Genomic DNA, 16,083 nt, shown 5'->3' with positions numbered 1-16,083 from the left:
TAAAATACAAAAGATAATCATTTAAATCTCTAATAAATACCCACCTTGCCACTACTGAATCGACATAGACAAAATGAGCACTTATGCAAATATTTGTCTATATTTTTAGTTATAGTTAATTACTCTCCTCCGAGAAGACCTTTCCATGGGTTAGACATTAAGTCATCTTGATCTTCAATAGTGACTTTAATTTCATCATTCAATAATTGTCTAATCAAATGAACCTTATCATCTGGGATGAGCATCAGTTGAGCATTTAGTCCTGCCGCAATAATTTCTAAGGTATCTAATCGAGGATTGCCTTGACTTTCCAGTTTTTGGTACTGCTGTCTTGAAATGCCTGTACGTGATTGCATATCAACTTGCTTTAAACCCAATAGGGTTCGTCTTTTTTTGACTTGCTGTAGTAAAGACTTATTTAGTATAGACATATTTATTGCTTTTTGGTGGTATAAGAAGCATATTAGTTGCTTTTTTATTAAGAAGCAATGACAGAAATTATTAACAGGCTCCGCGGCATCAATATTTAGGATCTAGGCAAGCTGATCTTGTTTAACATAAGCCACTTAGTAGTAGCTAATACTATCTTTTGTTTTGGAGTTTTTTTTATCTTGTATGATTGATACTTTGGAGCATCATCTACACGGTTTTTTGTTCACAGTTTTGAAAGAGCACTTTTGTAAACTTACTTTTTTAAGTATAAAAATTTCTTATGAAGTAAAATATTGAATAAAACAACAATAAAAAAGCCCCAGTCATTCAACTGAGGCTTTTAGAATCTGGAGCGGGAAACGAGACTCGAACTCGCGACCCCAACCTTGGCAAGGTTGTGCTCTACCAACTGAGCTATTCCCGCATGCGGTGTATAATACATTATGCAAAAATAGGGTCAATCCATTTATGCAAAAAATTAGCTTAATTGCATAAATAAACTACATTTTTCAGAACAACTGGCGATGAGATCGCCAAATTTAAGTAGAAAAACACGCTGTAACGGCACGAAGCACGAATGATTCTACCAAAGTGCTGAGAATTGTATAGAACGCAGTTATACTGCTAGGCAGCCTTTAAACCATTTTGGGAAATACAATCATGAGTTTAGAACAACAATTGTTGCAACGCTTAGCTGCTTTAAATCCAAGTCATTTAGACGTTGTGAATGAATCTGCAGGGCATGGCGGTTATTTCCCAGGAAAAGAATCCCATTTTAAGGTGGTGATGGTGAGTGATGTTTTTCAGGGCTTACGTTCGGTACAACGTCATCAAAAAATTTATGCCGCTGTGGGTGATTTACTTGCACCGAATAAAATTCATGCGCTTGCGATTCATGCCTTTGTTGCCTCTGAATGGCAAGGCCAAGATACGTCTAGCCCTGAATGTGCACATGCACCAAAAAATGCGTAAGGGAAGGCCATAGATGGAAAATTTATCATTGCTGAATAACATTCACGTTGCTGCAGTGGCTTTGTTGCTGTTGGTGATTGTGGTGCGTGCCATGACTTTATTTAAAGGTACATTGAATCACTCTCCAAACCCTAAAGCATGGAAAGTCTTTGTGGCTTTACAGCATTCGGCACTCACGTTGATTGTGGTGACAGGAGTCATTGCCTTATTTCTGAAGGATTTTCAGGTCGAAGCTTGGTTTTATGCCAAAATTATTTTATTTTTTGTGATGCTTTCTTCTTTGATTAAAGCGTATAAAAAAGATGAGCGTATTTTGCTGGTGCAGCGCCGTGTTGGTTGGGGACTGGCTCTGATTGCCTTCATTGCCATTTTAGGTTTGGTCATGCTTAAACCAAGTTTTGGCTAGGGCAAGTTTAAGGATTGTTAGACACTATGTACCAACAATCATAGCGGGTCGGTTAAACTGAACATATAACAAGAACTGAAGTCATTCAACGAGGGGCGACAATGCGCACACGTGTGGTGTTTAATCAGAAAGGTGGTGTTGGAAAATCCAGTATTACCGTGAATTTGGCAGCAATCAGTGCTCATCAGGGGCTAAAAACACTGGTGATTGATCTCGACCCGCAAGCCAACTCTAGCCAATATTTACTGGGCGATGATGCGACCTATTCTGCCGATAAACCTGCACTTGAACCCAATATTGAAAATTATTTTGAAGAGGTTTTGGGGGGCAATCAGTCCAAAGGTTTATTGGGCAATGCGCTAGGCTCGATTTTAAAAAACCGCAGCAAAGGTTTAGAAGCCTATGTGCATCAGTCACCGTTTAAGAATCTGGATGTGATTCCTGCAAGTCCGCAATTGGGTGGTTTGGCACATGCCTTAGAATCTAAACATAAAATTTACAAACTACGTGATGCCCTGCAGCAATTGTCTGATCAATATGACCGTGTATTTATTGATACTCCGCCTGCATTTAACTTTTTTACGCTCTCTGCCCTAATTGCGGCAGATCGGGTGCTCATTCCTTTTGACTGTGATGTGTTTTCTAAACGTGCCTTACAAAGCTTGATTGAAAATGTATTGGAAACCCAGGATGATCATAATCCGCATCTGGAAATTGAAGGGATTGTGGTGAATCAGTTTCAGGCACAAGCCAAGTTGCCGCGTGAAGTGGTTCAGCAACTTAAAGATGAGGGATTGCCTGTCTTGAACAGCATGTTGCCGCCTTCAGTGCTGATGAAAGAATCGCATCATAAAAATTTGCCATTAATTCATTTGGCAACAGATCATAAATTGACGCAGGCCTATCAATCGTTGTTCAATGAAATTGAGCAAGCGTGATACAGAGGTAGACATGAAAACATTTGCAATTGGTCTTGTCGCGGCAAGTAGTTTATTGCTAGGGGCTTGTGCGACCACAGTGAAACCTAGCTATGTGTCGCCTACACATTATCAGGCTTTGAATTGCCAACAATTACAAAGTGAATATAACCGCATTCAACAATATATTGAAAGTGGTGTGCAGGCACCCAAACGTACAGGCGTTGGTGTAGGTGTGGGCTTAGGTGGTGGCTGGGGTAGCCGAGGTGGTTGGGGCATTGGACCAAGTGTTTCGGTGAATATGGGACAGTCATCCAATACCAAAAATACCGAATTAGCACGTTTATTGGGTGAGCAAGAAGCAATTGTGCAGGCTGCAAAATTTAAAGCTTGCCCGATTATTGTTAAGCCCAAACCTGTAACATCTTAAATTTTAGGATTTGCGAATATTTTGTCTATGGTGCTGCCATTTGTGCAGCACCATTGCTTAAAAAATGTAGCAAGATAATTCAAGGTTGATTTCAATCTAATATTTTAAAAACAAAAACTTAATTTTATTTTCTGTTTTATTTACACCCTTGGGTCAGTCCTGCTAGATAGAAAAACTTGTCATTTTCAATGGCTTTCATATAAGGTGTGCTCCTATTTTTGATTTGCATGCTCTGGTGTTTATGATTGAAAGTTGGCTCTTTGTCCTAGCAATGATTGCGGTCTTGATGATTCCTGGCCCGACCAATGCGCTATTGGCAAGCTCAGCCCACCAACAAGGCATTGCCAAAACCAGTCTGCTGATTCCCGCAGAGTTTTTTGGTTATATGTATGCCATTAGTCTGTGGGCGTTATTCATTCATTTGAGTGCGCCAATTTGGCCTTATTTAATTGATATACTGCATGTTTTAAGCGCAGGCTATGTGTTTTGGATGGCTTTTCATTTATGGAAGCAGTCACATTTAGAGCAACATTGTCAAAAACACTCTGCCATTCGCCCTGCACAATTATTTTTTTCGACTTTTAAAAACCCAAAAGCCTTGTTATTTGCTGCAGGTATTTTTCCTACAGAAACGTGGGATAACCCGACCAACTTTGCTATGGTCTATGTCTTATTTGGTCTGATTTTATTGCCAACAGCGTTATTTTGGATGTCTTTTGGGCGAGCAGTTTTGGCGCGAGAAACCAATAAAGTGACTGCAGATCTGTTATATAAAGGCTCGGCTTTGCTGTTGGTGGTGTGTATGCTGCCTGTGGTGGCACGTTTTTTCTAAAGATTTAGAGATTTTTGGTGAGTTGAGCACTCATCTCACCTATTTTGAATGGATAAGGGCAGCACTGTTCAACAGGCATGCCCAAAAAATTTCACAACTTAAGCAGTTTTTTTCTTGAGTTTTTGGCGAATAAAACCAATCACCCCAGGCAAGACACTTAAAATAATAATGCCGAAAATTAAATGGGTGAAATTGTCTTTCACAATTGGCATATTGCCAAACAAATAACCGAGTGTAATAAACGACGCGATCCAGCAAAAAGCGCCAATTACGTTATAGGTTAGGAAGTATTTATAATTCATGCTGCCTGCACCCGCCACAAAGGGCGCAAAGGTACGCGCAAAAGGCACAAAACGCGCAAAAATAATGGTTTTTCCGCCGTGTCGCTCAAAAAACTTCTGGGTTTCGATCAAATGTTTTTTATTGATAAAACGTGATTCCAGTTCAAAAACCCGTGGACCAATATATTTACCAATGTGGTAATTCAGGGTGTCACCGAGTACCGCAGCAGTAAACAATAAAATACCCAAAATCCACGGATCCATCACTCCTGTCGATGCAGCCAATGCGCCTGCCGCGAACAGTAAACTATCGCCAGGTAAAAACGGCATGACCACCAAGCCCGTTTCTACAAAAATAATCAGGAATAAAATAGCGTAAATCCATACCCCATATTGGGTGATGAATTCGAGCAAATGTTCATCGACGTGTAATATAAAATCAATCAGTTCCATGGGAAAAAACAAGCGAAAGTGTGCTCAAATCCTAGCAGTCCACAGGCGGAAAGTCAGTATGAAAAGGTAAATAATTTTCACAGTGATTTTAGGGATGCTAGACCAGCCACATCGGTTCTTTTTCGTTGCATAGATGCAACAACATGTCTTTTAAATGCGTATTTATCCTGAATTTTGAAAAAACTAAGATGTATTTGTCTTCAAGAATGAATCAAAAATATAGGTGATCTGATGTTTAATCCAAATGTTGTGTTAAAAAGTGTGGTCGAAAAAGCAAGTGTGCAAGCCATTGTAAGTTTGTTTGCACGTGCTTTTTTAGCGTATTTATTTATTGTATCTGGTTGGGGAAAAATTGCAGGCTATGATGCAACAGTGGGCTATATGCAAGCTATGGGTGTTTCAGGTTCATTGCTACCTTTGGTGATTTTGCTAGAACTTGGTGGTGGTTTGGCAATTCTATTCGGTTTACAAGCACGTGTCGTGGGTTTGGGTTTAGGTGTTTTTAGTCTTTTAACTGCATTTTTATTCCATGCTGCACCAGAAGATGCGCTGAATTTTATGAAAAATATTGGTTTGGCTGGCGGTTTCTTCTACATCATGCTTTACGGTGCAGGCAAAATAAGTCTAGACCATCTTTTGGAAGCAAAAAAGTAAGTCATTGATTTCCACATCAGCTCAACAATTTAAGCAATCTTCAAGAAGGTTGCTTTTTTTATGCCATAGAAAATGCATAGTCTTTTAAAACTTAGAGTATGTGGTCACTGCAATATCACGAAGAAAAATAGCCATTTTTAGGATTGTCTGAATAGTGTGCGCAAGGCGTGGAAAAATGCTAGAATAGCGCGCTTAATTCGTTTGCCTTTCTATAGTTGTTTGTCATGACTACCAATACTCAAATTACTGAAGATCGTATCCTGATTCTGGATTTCGGTTCGCAATATAGCCAGCTGATCGCACGTCGTGTTCGTGAAGCGGGCGTATATTCTGAAATGTATGCCTACGATATGTCGGAAGAAGACATTCGTGCATTTAATCCAAACGGTATTATCTTATCGGGTGGACCTGAAAGTGTTCACCAAGCGGGTAGTCCACGCGCACCTGAAATTGTATTTAACTTAGGCGTACCTGTACTGGGTATCTGCTATGGTTTACAAACCATGTCAGAACAACTGGGCGGTAAAGTTGAAGCGGGTTCAGTACATGAATTCGGTTATGCCGAAGTCGATATTTTGGTACGTGACAAACTGATTGGTAACTTGCAAGACCGTGAAAACCAATTGCACGTTTGGATGAGCCATGGCGATAAAGTGGCACGCATTCCAGAAGGCTTCCAAATTACGGCTAGCACACCAAGCTGCCCTGTGGCGATGATTTCTGATGAAACACGCCGTTTCTATGGTATTCAATTCCACCCAGAAGTAACGCACACGGCTAAAGGTGCAGAATTACTGTCTAACTTCGTACATCAAATTTGTGGATGTCGTGGTTTGTGGACACCAGAACACATTATCGACTTGCGTGTAGAACAATTACGTCAGCAAATTGGCAATGAGAAAGTATTACTTGGCTTGTCTGGTGGTGTCGATTCATCTGTGGTTGCTGCGTTATTGCACCGTGCCATTGGCGATCAATTAACGTGTGTATTTGTAGACAATGGTTTGTTGCGCTTGAACGAAGGCGATCAAGTGATGCAAATGTTTGCAGAAAACATGGGGATTCGCGTGATTCGTGCCGATGCAGAACAACGCTTCTTGAGCGCGTTGGCAGGTGAAGTTGATCCTGAGAAAAAACGTAAAATCATTGGTCGTGAATTTATTGAAGTCTTTGCCGAAGAAGCGCGTAAATTAGATGGCGTGAAATTCTTGGCACAAGGTACGATTTACCCAGACGTGATTGAATCTGCAGCCAGCAAACAAGGCAAAGCGCATGTGATTAAATCACACCACAACGTGGGCGGTTTACCAGAAGATTTAGCTTTTGAATTGGTTGAACCATTACGTGACTTGTTTAAAGATGAAGTTCGTAAGCTTGGCACCACTTTAGGCTTGCCACACAGCATGATTTACCGCCATCCATTCCCAGGTCCAGGTTTGGGCGTGCGTATTTTGGGTGAAGTGAAAAAAGAATATGCAGACATTTTACGTCTAGCTGATGATATTTTCATGCAGGAATTACGTGCAAGTGGCTGGTATGACAAAACAGCTCAAGCATTTGCAGTATTCCAACCTGTAAAATCTGTTGGTGTAGTAGGTGATGGTCGTCGTTATGCATGGGTAATCGCACTACGTGCCGTAGAAACAGTGGACTTTATGACCGCACGTTTCGCACACTTGCCGTATGACTTGGTGGATCGTATTTCAACGCGCATCATGAATGAAATTGCAGAGGTTTCACGTGTGGTTTATGACGTATCGTCTAAACCACCTGCAACCATTGAATGGGAGTAATTCAGGGATTTCACGAAGCACTGCTTCGTGCCTGAATTACGCCAAGCGCTATACGCGCGGCAGTGAGGGATTTCACGAAGCACTGCTGCTTGCCAGTTTTACGACATGAGCCCATTTTAAAGCACAGCTTTTAAAATGGGTGCAAGATGCCCGCGGCATTGAGGGATTTCGGACAGCACTGCTTCGTGCCTGAATTACGCCATGAGTCTATTTAAAAGCACGGCTTTTAAGATAGGCGCAAGATGCTTGCGGCAACTAGTTTTTCTCTTGCACATAAAAAAGAGCACTTCATGTGCTCTTTTTTATGTCAGCTAAACAATCCAAGATTTAATTTCTTTTTTTACCGTAGATTTAGGGGGCTCAGGCATCCCCACATCAAAACTGATGACACAATTTCGTCCACGTTGTTTGGCTTGGTATAAGGCCAAATCGGCTTCTTTAATTAGGGTCTGTAAGTCGGTTTGTTGTGGTTTTAAACTGGATACTCCAATGGAGACAGTGAAATTAAAACATTTTTTATCAATGCACATTTCATGCTGAGCAATTTTTTGTCTTAAGCGTTCTGAAATCATCAGTGCTTCATCTAAGCTGGTTTCACTAAGCAGAGCGATAAACTCTTCACCGCCAAAGCGTGCCAAAATATCCTTGCGGCGCATTTCTTTACGAGCAATGTCTGCAATATTTTGTAAGACCCGATCTCCAATATCGTGCCCATAGGTATCGTTAATTTGTTTAAAAAAGTCGACATCAAACATTAGTAAGCAGACCGATTCAGATTTAGGCCATGCATGAATTTTGTGTTCTGCCATGTGTACAAACTGACGTCGGTTATTGAGTTGGGTCAGTTCATCGGTGTGTGCCAAGGCTTGCAAGGTATGAAAATTCCAGTCATCCAGCAAACTGCGTAAAAAGTGATGGCGGGCATTTAGGGTGTTGATCCAACTGATATACAAACTCAACAAACATACAGGGATATACACCACCATAAAAACTAAGGCATCCTGCAAATTGGTGAGGGAAATCACCCCCAAAAACATGAGTACGCTCATGACCAATGAATTGTAGACCGCAGGGCGGAAACGCACTTGAATACATAGGTTCGCCATGAGCACAAAAATGACCGAGGCATACACATAAGTGGAAATCCAAGGGCTTTGTGATTGCGACAGGATATAGAACCAAATACCGCAGCACAGTGTGGCGCTGACCGGTAAAATTAAATCTAGCAGGCGAATATCTTTGATCAATTTAAAGCAGAAATAATTGCCAATCAGCGCCAATACAACAGCACTGAGACGGAGTGTGGCCGAGAGTGTAGTGACATCTGGAATGATGAAATAATCGATAAAGAAATACAGCAGGAACGTCATTTGCCCAATGTAATTGACTTGGCGTAAATAACGACGCTGATGTAAATTCTGGTGTTGATAAAAATGTGTTTCAAATTGCGGCGGGAGTTGCGCAGCAGGGTGCTGCAATGCTTTTTCAATTGCTTGTCGGTTTTCAAGATCACACTCAGTTGTTTTTAAAAGTTTTTCTGAGGCTTCCTGATTGCTTAAAATCTTCGAACGGGTCTGTTCCCCCATTCGAGCTTTTACAGACATAGCGATATTTACTCAAATTGACAACTTATAGTGAGGATTATGCGCAAAATGCAGAAAAAATAACCTCCCTAAATTTGGGTATTTTCTCTATTTTTTTTAAATTTTGGTCAAAATTATGCCATATATTTTAAGGTGTAGTTCAAGTTTGAACCATAAAAATCAGAACAACAAATTTCATCTTGCTCTTCGTTAGTGATTTACTATATTTAATAGTCAAGGAATTTACAGAAATATAAGAGGTATAGGATGAGCAACAGCAATTATACCGAGCTTTCCAATTCAGACGATTGTGATAAGTACGTCAAGCAATTTATACAGGAATTTCCACTGCGTAGTGCTGAAATTGGGCAGGGAACTTTAATTAAACGTGCTTTACCGAGTCGGCATAAACGCATGATTGGGGCATGGTGTTTTCTAGATCACGCAGGTCCTGTTAATTTTCCACAAGGTGAAGGCTTAGATGTCGGGCCGCATCCACATATTGGTTTGCAAACATTCACCTGGATGATTGAAGGCAGCATTATGCATACCGACAGTTTGGGTACTAAGCAATTGATTCGTCCCAAACAGGTTAATTTAATGACCGCGGGTTATGGTATTTCACATACCGAAGTTGCTCCCGACACCGAAACACACATGCATACAGCGCAACTGTGGATTGCTTTACCTGATGATCAGCGCAATATGGCGCCACGTTTTGATCATTACCCTGACTTGCCTGTGGTTTTGCTAGATGGAGTGGAATTTACCATCTTAGTTGGTGAATTTTTAAATACCACTTCACCAGTATTAGTACATAGTGAGTTGCTAGGGGTAGATATTTATAGTGAAACCAGCACGACAACCCGTTTGCCGCTGAATCCTAAATTTGAATATGGTTTGATGATGCTGGAAGGCACAGCCACTGTGCATGGGCATGAATTAAACGATGAAAATATGCTGGTGCTTGAACCGGGCTTAACCGAAATTCAGCTAGATTTACATGCGGGTGCGCGTCTGTTGCTATTGGGCGGTTTACCTTTTGAGTCGCCAATTTTGTTGTGGTGGAATCTCGTCGGTCGTACCCAAGAGGAACTCAGCATTGCACGTGAGCAATGGGTCAATCATGATCCTCGTTTTGGCACAATACCAGACTACGATGGACCACGTTTAGAAGCGCCGACTTTCCCCGCAAAAATGCGTGCATCAAAATAAATGATGGAATATCAATCTATAGGGAGCATCTTATGGCCAAGATTGGCACAGCACAGGTACGCAGTTTAGACACGGCATGGCAAGGTCAGATCCAAAGTGGTCAGCACCAATGGAAGGTAGATGAGCCTGAAAAGTTAGGTGGTCAAGATGCAGGTCCTGCACCTTATGATCTGTTATGTAGCAGTTTGGTCGCTTGCACCATGATTACCTTGCGTATGTATGCACAGCATAAGGGTTTGGATTTTGGCAAAATTCATGTCGAGGCGGACTTCTTTACCAATCAGGAAGGGCAGGAGTGGATTGAACGCCGTGTGCAAACTGAAGCAGCGTTAGATGCAGAATTACAGCAAAAAGTACTGAATATCTGTCAAAAAACACCTGTGACGAAAACCTTGTTACGCAGTGTGGAAATTCGTACTGAATTGGGTTAAACCTAGAGTTGAATCCGTCTCTTATAAAAAGGCATGCAGGACATGCCTTTTTATAATGTTGCGTGAAACAGAAGATATAACAATCACTTAAAACAGATGTAATAAAAACAAAATAGGACGTTTATGATTACTTTACACCACCTTGATCAATCCCGCTCTTTCCGCATTTTGTGGGCGCTCGAAGAGCTGGGTTTGGACTATGAAATCAAGTTTTACCACCGTCAGCCCAATTTAAGTGCGCCCAATGAATTGAAGCTGATTCACCCATTGGGTAAAGCACCAATTTTGACGGATGCAGAGCAGACCATTGCAGAATCTGCAGTCATTTTGGAGTACTTGCAGCAGCATTATGATACGCAAAGGCAGTTTAAACCGCAGCAGGCTTCAGCACAGCAAGCATATCAATACTGGATGCATTATGCCGAAGGCTCGCTAATGCCATTGTTAGTGATGCAATTGGTGATAACCAATGTGCCGCAGCATGTGCCATGGTTAGTTCGACCAATGGCGCAAAAAATTACTGCAGGTGTTAAAGCAGGGTTTATTCAGCCTCGTTTAAAAGATCATATTGCTTATTTAGAAGATTATTTGGGCAAACATGATTATTTTGCAGGGGATTTTTCTTTTGCCGATATTCAAATGGGTTTCCCGCTCCAAGCATTGCAAAGCCGTACCGGGCATCATTATCCACAGATTGCGGCTTATTTGGCACGCGTGGAACAGCGTCTTGCATTTCAGCGTGCACGCGAACGTGAGCAGCAGTTAATGCAAATCTAGCGATGATTTTTGTGAGTACATCGTTCTATAGACCTAAAAAAAGATGCCGAGGCATCTTTTTTTAATTGATTTTGGTCGATTGATAACAATGAGGCTTAGCGTTTCACGACAATTGAATCAATTCCACTATGCTGCAAAGTTTGCTGAGCAATCACTGCAGCATCGGCTGAATCATAAGGGCCTGAAATCACCCGATACCAAGTTTCACCACCTTCTACACTTTTCACTACATCTGCCGATAAACCATTCAAAATAATTTCGGCACGACGTGCATCTGCAGCATCTGGGTCGGTATAGCTACGCACTTGTAGAATATAGCTGGCTTGTACCACAGGGGCAGGCATTTCTGTCAGACCAACATTGGCTTCGCTGGCCGCTGGCGCCTCTACAGCAGCAGGCGCTTCAACAATGACTACGGTATTTTGTTGCTGTGTTTCAGGCACCGCTTGCTCAGGAATTGGGGTAACCTGTTGCTGTGGCAGCAAATCATAAAAACGATAGTCTTTGTTGGTATCTTCCTGATAATGCTCAGAATTGATTTGCCCTTTAGGCTGTACAGGTGCCCACGGTTTCCATAGCATTAAGGCTACAGCAAAACACAACACGATTAAAATCACCACGAGTGTGCCTAACCACGTTGGAATTAGTGGTTTTTTGGGCTTATTCGGTCGTTCAGATACACCGCGTTGCGTTTTTCCAAACACGTGGACTTCCTCTTGTTATGCTTTTATTTGGCTTTTACATTGTTTCTGGTGCAGAGACACCTAATAATTCTAAACCATTACGCAAGACTTGTTGTACGTTTACTGAAAGCAATAAGCGTGCTTGAGTCAAGGCTGCATCATCATTCAGAACTTTATGCTCATTGTACCAACCGTGGAACAATGCTGCTAATTCTTTCAAATAGTTACCTACCTGATGCGGTTCGTGGCTGTTGGCAGCACGTACTAAAATTTCAGGATACGCAGCCAGTTTGGCTAAAATTTCAGTTTCAGCATCTAGCTCAAGTTTAGCGGCAAACTGACGTGCAGTTGTCGCATTAAAATTCAATTGCGTAGCAGCAGCTTTTTCGAGCATACGACAAATACGTGCATGAGCATATTGAATATAGTAGACCGCATTGTCTTTACTTTGTGAAACGGCCAAATCTAGGTCAAAGTCAATGTGCTGTTCAGATTTGCGCATGACGTAATAGAAACGTGCAGCATCGTTGCCGACTTCTTTACGCAAATCACGCAAGGTCACGTACTGACCTGAACGGGATGACATTTGTACCATTTCACCACCACGCCATAAGCTCACGAACTGCACTAACAGTACCGTTAATTTTTTCGAGTCGTAGCCTAGTGCATCAATGGCCGCTTTCACACGTGAAATATAACCGTGGTGATCTGAACCCCAAATATCAATTAGGTCTGTGTAGCCACGTTGTAATTTATTCAGGTGATAAGCAATGTCTGAAGCAAAGTAAGTGGTTTGACCATTGCGGCGTTTCACCACACGGTCTTTTTCATCGCCAAATGCGGTCGATTTAAACCAGATATTGCCGTCTTGTTCGTATAGATAACCACGTTGATCTAGTGTTTGCAGAGCTTCATCAATTTTTTCAGTCAATGACGCTTCGCTAAACCATTGGTTAAAGGTGACACCAAACTCGCCCAAGTCATCTTTAATGTCGGCCAAAATAGCATTCAGCGCAGCCTGATGGAACACGCGGTAATCATCACCCAAGAGCGTTTGTGAATTGAAAATCAAACCATCAATGTGTTTTTCTTTGTCGCCCGACAAGACCACTTTGTTGCCATCGGCATCGAGTTCTGCCGCATATTGCACATCTTCAGGCACATTGTTATATACATCTGCAACAGGGCGTACATGGCGTTCACCATCCTGTTTTAAAATGCTTTGTGCGATGTCTTTAACGTAGTCACCCTGATACGCATTTTTGGGGAACACCAGCGTTTGACCTGCCAGTTCCAAATAACGCAAGTAAGTTGAAGTCGCCAAAATATCCATTTGACGGCCAGCATCATTGACATAGTATTCACGGTCAACTTTAGCACCTGTGGCTTCAAGTAAATTGGCAACTGTCATACCATAAGCAGCACCACGACCATGACCCACGTGTAGGCTTGAGGTTGGGTTAGCAGAAACGAACTCGACCTGAATGCGTTTTTCTGCATTGATTTGGCTGCGTCCAAATTGTTGTTTTTGTGCTTGAATTTGATCTAAAACACTAAAACGCTGGTCGGCATTTAAAAAGAAGTTAATAAAACCAGGGCCTGCAATCTCTGCTTTGCTGATGTCTGCAACTTCAGGCAGAGCAGCAAGAATTTTTTCGGCTAAATCGCGTGGCTTCATGCCTGCGGCTTTAGAGGCAATCATGGCAATATTTGATGCGAAATCACCGTGGCTGCGGTCTTTGGTACGGGTTAAATTACTCGTATTGTTCCAGTCAGATGGGAGTACACCTTCAGCTTGAAGGGATTGCACTGCATGATCGAGCGCTGCTTGTATTGCCGTATTCATATTTAGTCGAAAAATAGATGTGCAGAAAAACGCTAAATATAGCAAATTTCAGGGGCTTTAGGGGAGTGCAATTGTATGCTTTATCGAATTTCAGAGATTGTAGCTAAGCATGAACAAATTGCCTGAAAAATCATCCTTTAAGCAAGCAATTCATGGCATAGTATGCGGCATTCAGTGAGGCGAAAAGGCTAGAGCATGAAACAACGTGCAATGATTTTTGGCAATGTACCCAAATTACCCATGAAATGGGCCACGGTGGTAATGCCTTTCTTTTTATCATGTTTGATGAGTGGCATCATTTCGTTGATTAATATGATCCGAAATTTGGGCTGGATTGAGGGATTTTTTACCCTGTGGTTGCATAACTGGATGATTTCTTGGGCGTTTGCTTTTCCAGTCGTATTATGTGTGCTGCCTTTGGTGCGTAAGTTCACTGGCTTAATTGTAGATATGACGCCACTGCAACCACCCAAATAAATTAGGTTCGATGCCTATATAACATGGGCTATCAGAAATAAAAATCATTCAGATTTGGTTATCAAACTTCTAAATGCCCTATTTGCTGCAATTCGGGCTAAGCTAGTCAGATGTCAGATGGTGCATCTCAATCCATGCGCCATCAGCAACCGATTAGAATGAGATGAACAATGACAACCGCAAATTTGCAGCAGAAACGTCCTTTATATATTCCCTATGCGGGCAACGGCCTTTTAGAATTGCCTTTATTAAATAAAGGTTCTGCATTTTCAGAAGAAGAACGCACCCGTTTTAACTTGCATGGCTTAATTCCACATGCAATTGAAAATATTGAAGAACAAAGCCAGCGTTCGTATCAGCAATATTCTGCTTTTAGCGATGCCATCAACAAGCATATTTATTTGCGCAACATTCAGGACACCAATGAAACCCTGTTTTATCACCTGATTGAACAGCATTTGAGTGAAATGATGCCTATTATTTACACCCCAACTGTAGGCGAGGCATGTCAGCGTTTTTCCGATATTTACCGCCGTCATCGGGGTATTTTTATTTCCTATCCAGACCGTGCCCATATTGATGATATTGTACAAAACATCAATAAAAAGAATGTCAAAGTGATTGTGATTACCGATGGTGAGCGTATTTTAGGCTTGGGTGATCAGGGCATTGGCGGCATGGGTATTCCAATTGGAAAACTGTCTTTATATACAGCATGTGGCGGTATTAGTCCTGCCTATACCTTACCCATTACCTTAGATGTAGGCACCAATAACCCACAATTACTGAATGATCCGATCTATATGGGCTGGAATCAGCCACGTATTAGTGGTGAGGAATACTATCAATTTGTCGATCAGGTGATTGATGCGGTGAAACGCCGTTGGCCAAAGGCATTGATTCAGTTTGAAGATTTTGCTCAGAAAAATGCCATGCCGTTATTAAACAAATATCGTGATCAAATTTGTTGTTTTAATGATGATATTCAAGGCACGGCAGCCGTTTCTGTGGGCAGCTTAATTGCAGCATCACGGGCTGCAGGCAAACAACTGAAAGATCAAACCATTGCCTTCTTGGGCGCAGGTTCGGCAGGTTGTGGTATTGCCGAGCAAATTGTGGCGCAAATGGTGGTGGAAGGCTTAAGCGATGCTGAAGCACGTGCTCGTGTGTATATGGTGGATCGTTTTGGCTTATTCACCAGCAATCAGCCAAACTTGCTCGATTTCCAACGTAAATTGGCACAAAGTCCTGACCGTGTTGCACATTGGGGCAATCCTGAAGGTGTGATTTCTCTGTTGGACGTCATTCAAAACGCCAAGCCAACGGTATTGATTGGGGTTTCGGGGCAACCGGGTTTATTTACTGAAGAGGTGATTAAAACCTTGGCTGCCAATTGCGAGCGTCCAATTGTGTTGCCATTGTCAAACCCAACCTCACAAGTTGAAGCATTTCCTGCCGATATTTTGGAGTGGACTGAAGGCAAGGCCTTAATTGCAACAGGTAGCCCATTTGAGCCAGTGAACTATCAGGGCAAACTTTATAATATTTCCCAATGCAATAACTCGTATATTTTCCCAGGTATTGGCTTAGGGGTAATCGCTGCAGGGGCAACACGTGTGACAGACAGTATGTTAATTGCATCCAGTAATGCGCTGGCGGACTGCTCACCATTGTTGCAGGATCCAAATGCAGATTTATTGCCTGATTTAAATGAAATTCAGCAGGTGTCTAAATTTATTGCATTTAGAGTCGCAAAAGCAGCAATGGATGCAGGCGTTGCAGCTGTCATGAGTGATGAGGCATTACGAGAGGCAATTGAGGCTAATTTCTGGAAGCCTGAATATCGTGATTATAAACGTGTGACGTTTTAAGCAAAATTCATTCGTGTATTGTTAATGAAA

17 protein-coding genes and 1 tRNA gene are annotated in these 16,083 nt (G+C 41.8%); 12 read left to right on the top strand and 6 right to left on the bottom strand.

What is annotated here, in order from left to right; translation table 11 throughout:
- Positions 1 to 119 precede the first annotated feature (119 nt).
- Positions 120 to 431 carry a helix-turn-helix domain-containing protein gene (locus FTV28_RS11865; RefSeq protein WP_179990567.1) on the bottom strand — a complete coding sequence of 104 codons (312 nt, stop codon included), beginning with the start codon at positions 429 to 431 and terminating at the stop codon, positions 120 to 122.
- A 349-nt stretch (positions 432 to 780) separates the two neighbouring features.
- Positions 781 to 856, bottom strand: a tRNA-Gly gene (locus FTV28_RS11860).
- A 236-nt stretch (positions 857 to 1,092) separates the two neighbouring features.
- Between FTV28_RS11860 and FTV28_RS11855 the strand changes: the two genes are divergently transcribed.
- The 5 genes from FTV28_RS11855 (at position 1,093) to FTV28_RS11835 (ending at position 3,989) form a co-directional block, all read left to right on the top strand.
- Entirely contained in the window at positions 1,093 to 1,404 is a 312-nt protein-coding gene (locus FTV28_RS11855; RefSeq protein WP_179990565.1) for a BolA family transcriptional regulator, read from the top strand.
- A gap of 13 nt (positions 1,405 to 1,417) precedes the next feature.
- Entirely contained in the window at positions 1,418 to 1,810 is a 393-nt protein-coding gene (locus FTV28_RS11850; protein WP_179990563.1) for a SirB2 family protein, read from the top strand.
- 101 nt (positions 1,811 to 1,911) lie between these two features.
- A complete protein-coding gene (locus tag FTV28_RS11845) occupies positions 1,912 to 2,748 on the top strand; it encodes a ParA family protein (RefSeq protein ID WP_168460980.1) in 837 nt (278 codons plus the stop codon).
- Between the two features lie 13 nt (positions 2,749 to 2,761).
- On the top strand, positions 2,762 to 3,157 hold the full coding sequence (locus FTV28_RS11840; protein ID WP_179990560.1) for a hypothetical protein: 396 nt from the start codon (positions 2,762 to 2,764) through the stop codon (positions 3,155 to 3,157).
- Positions 3,158 to 3,398: 241 nt separating this feature from the next.
- A complete protein-coding gene (locus FTV28_RS11835; protein WP_004970239.1) occupies positions 3,399 to 3,989 on the top strand; it encodes a LysE family translocator in 591 nt (196 codons plus the stop codon).
- Between the two features lie 98 nt (positions 3,990 to 4,087).
- Here FTV28_RS11835 and FTV28_RS11830 read toward each other — a convergent pair whose 3' ends face one another.
- Positions 4,088 to 4,723, bottom strand: a complete 636-nt coding sequence (locus tag FTV28_RS11830) for a DedA family protein (protein WP_096902210.1) — start codon at positions 4,721 to 4,723, stop codon at positions 4,088 to 4,090.
- Positions 4,724 to 4,954: 231 nt separating this feature from the next.
- Here FTV28_RS11830 and FTV28_RS11825 point away from each other — a divergent pair, with 231 nt between their 5' ends.
- Both FTV28_RS11825 and guaA read left to right on the top strand, forming a co-directional pair.
- The gene (locus tag FTV28_RS11825) at positions 4,955 to 5,377 is read left to right on the top strand and encodes a DoxX family protein (RefSeq protein WP_004970234.1); all 423 of its coding nucleotides are present in this window, start codon (positions 4,955 to 4,957) and stop codon (positions 5,375 to 5,377) included.
- 224 nt (positions 5,378 to 5,601) lie between these two features.
- Complete coding sequence (guaA, locus tag FTV28_RS11820) at positions 5,602 to 7,170, top strand: glutamine-hydrolyzing GMP synthase (protein WP_179990558.1); 1,569 nt, start codon at positions 5,602 to 5,604, stop codon at positions 7,168 to 7,170.
- Between the two features lie 311 nt (positions 7,171 to 7,481).
- Here guaA and FTV28_RS11815 read toward each other — a convergent pair whose 3' ends face one another.
- Positions 7,482 to 8,774, bottom strand: a complete 1,293-nt coding sequence (locus tag FTV28_RS11815) for a GGDEF domain-containing protein (protein ID WP_004970230.1) — start codon at positions 8,772 to 8,774, stop codon at positions 7,482 to 7,484.
- Positions 8,775 to 9,020: 246 nt separating this feature from the next.
- On the opposite strand from FTV28_RS11815, the gene FTV28_RS11810 reads away from it, so the two are divergent.
- From FTV28_RS11810 to FTV28_RS11800, 3 genes are all read left to right on the top strand, one after another.
- Complete coding sequence (locus FTV28_RS11810; RefSeq protein ID WP_004970229.1) at positions 9,021 to 9,968, top strand: pirin family protein; 948 nt, start codon at positions 9,021 to 9,023, stop codon at positions 9,966 to 9,968.
- 32 nt (positions 9,969 to 10,000) lie between these two features.
- Complete coding sequence (locus tag FTV28_RS11805; RefSeq protein WP_179990556.1) at positions 10,001 to 10,399, top strand: OsmC family protein; 399 nt, start codon at positions 10,001 to 10,003, stop codon at positions 10,397 to 10,399.
- A gap of 123 nt (positions 10,400 to 10,522) precedes the next feature.
- Entirely contained in the window at positions 10,523 to 11,176 is a 654-nt protein-coding gene (locus FTV28_RS11800) for a glutathione S-transferase family protein (RefSeq protein ID WP_154321182.1), read from the top strand.
- A gap of 95 nt (positions 11,177 to 11,271) precedes the next feature.
- Here the strand turns inward: FTV28_RS11800 and FTV28_RS11795 are convergent, their stop codons facing one another.
- Positions 11,272 to 11,880, bottom strand: a complete 609-nt coding sequence (locus FTV28_RS11795; RefSeq protein ID WP_004970222.1) for an SPOR domain-containing protein — start codon at positions 11,878 to 11,880, stop codon at positions 11,272 to 11,274.
- A gap of 34 nt (positions 11,881 to 11,914) precedes the next feature.
- Positions 11,915 to 13,705, bottom strand: coding sequence for an arginine--tRNA ligase (gene argS, locus FTV28_RS11790; RefSeq protein WP_104852866.1), 1,791 nt, complete (start codon positions 13,703 to 13,705; stop codon positions 11,915 to 11,917).
- Between the two features lie 195 nt (positions 13,706 to 13,900).
- On the opposite strand from argS, the gene FTV28_RS11785 reads away from it, so the two are divergent.
- A complete protein-coding gene (locus tag FTV28_RS11785) occupies positions 13,901 to 14,182 on the top strand; it encodes a DUF2798 domain-containing protein (protein WP_004970219.1) in 282 nt (93 codons plus the stop codon).
- A 170-nt stretch (positions 14,183 to 14,352) separates the two neighbouring features.
- On the top strand, positions 14,353 to 16,053 hold the full coding sequence (locus FTV28_RS11780; RefSeq protein WP_004970216.1) for an NAD-dependent malic enzyme: 1,701 nt from the start codon (positions 14,353 to 14,355) through the stop codon (positions 16,051 to 16,053).
- The last annotated feature ends 30 nt before the right edge of the window (positions 16,054 to 16,083 follow it).

Source organism: Acinetobacter sp. YH12252 (genome assembly GCF_013417365.1).
In the GTDB taxonomy this organism is placed as follows: domain Bacteria; phylum Pseudomonadota; class Gammaproteobacteria; order Pseudomonadales; family Moraxellaceae; genus Acinetobacter; species Acinetobacter towneri.
This window is presented reverse-complemented; position numbering and strand designations above follow the sequence as displayed.

What these genes read in the sequence shown, in the direction of transcription:
- FTV28_RS11865 (WP_179990567.1), bottom strand. Translation starts at nt 431, where the DNA reads ATGTCTATACTAAATAAGTCTTTACTACAGCAAGTCAAAAAAAGACGA.
- FTV28_RS11855 (WP_179990565.1), top strand. Translation starts at nt 1,093, where the DNA reads ATGAGTTTAGAACAACAATTGTTGCAACGCTTAGCTGCTTTAAATCCA.
- FTV28_RS11850 (WP_179990563.1), top strand. Translation starts at nt 1,418, where the DNA reads ATGGAAAATTTATCATTGCTGAATAACATTCACGTTGCTGCAGTGGCT.
- FTV28_RS11845 (WP_168460980.1), top strand. Translation starts at nt 1,912, where the DNA reads ATGCGCACACGTGTGGTGTTTAATCAGAAAGGTGGTGTTGGAAAATCC.
- FTV28_RS11840 (WP_179990560.1), top strand. Translation starts at nt 2,762, where the DNA reads ATGAAAACATTTGCAATTGGTCTTGTCGCGGCAAGTAGTTTATTGCTA.
- FTV28_RS11835 (WP_004970239.1), top strand. Translation starts at nt 3,399, where the DNA reads ATGATTGAAAGTTGGCTCTTTGTCCTAGCAATGATTGCGGTCTTGATG.
- FTV28_RS11830 (WP_096902210.1), bottom strand. Translation starts at nt 4,723, where the DNA reads ATGGAACTGATTGATTTTATATTACACGTCGATGAACATTTGCTCGAA.
- FTV28_RS11825 (WP_004970234.1), top strand. Translation starts at nt 4,955, where the DNA reads ATGTTTAATCCAAATGTTGTGTTAAAAAGTGTGGTCGAAAAAGCAAGT.
- guaA (WP_179990558.1), top strand. Translation starts at nt 5,602, where the DNA reads ATGACTACCAATACTCAAATTACTGAAGATCGTATCCTGATTCTGGAT.
- FTV28_RS11815 (WP_004970230.1), bottom strand. Translation starts at nt 8,774, where the DNA reads ATGTCTGTAAAAGCTCGAATGGGGGAACAGACCCGTTCGAAGATTTTA.
- FTV28_RS11810 (WP_004970229.1), top strand. Translation starts at nt 9,021, where the DNA reads ATGAGCAACAGCAATTATACCGAGCTTTCCAATTCAGACGATTGTGAT.
- FTV28_RS11805 (WP_179990556.1), top strand. Translation starts at nt 10,001, where the DNA reads ATGGCCAAGATTGGCACAGCACAGGTACGCAGTTTAGACACGGCATGG.
- FTV28_RS11800 (WP_154321182.1), top strand. Translation starts at nt 10,523, where the DNA reads ATGATTACTTTACACCACCTTGATCAATCCCGCTCTTTCCGCATTTTG.
- argS (WP_104852866.1), bottom strand. Translation starts at nt 13,705, where the DNA reads ATGAATACGGCAATACAAGCAGCGCTCGATCATGCAGTGCAATCCCTT.
- FTV28_RS11785 (WP_004970219.1), top strand. Translation starts at nt 13,901, where the DNA reads ATGAAACAACGTGCAATGATTTTTGGCAATGTACCCAAATTACCCATG.
- FTV28_RS11780 (WP_004970216.1), top strand. Translation starts at nt 14,353, where the DNA reads ATGACAACCGCAAATTTGCAGCAGAAACGTCCTTTATATATTCCCTAT.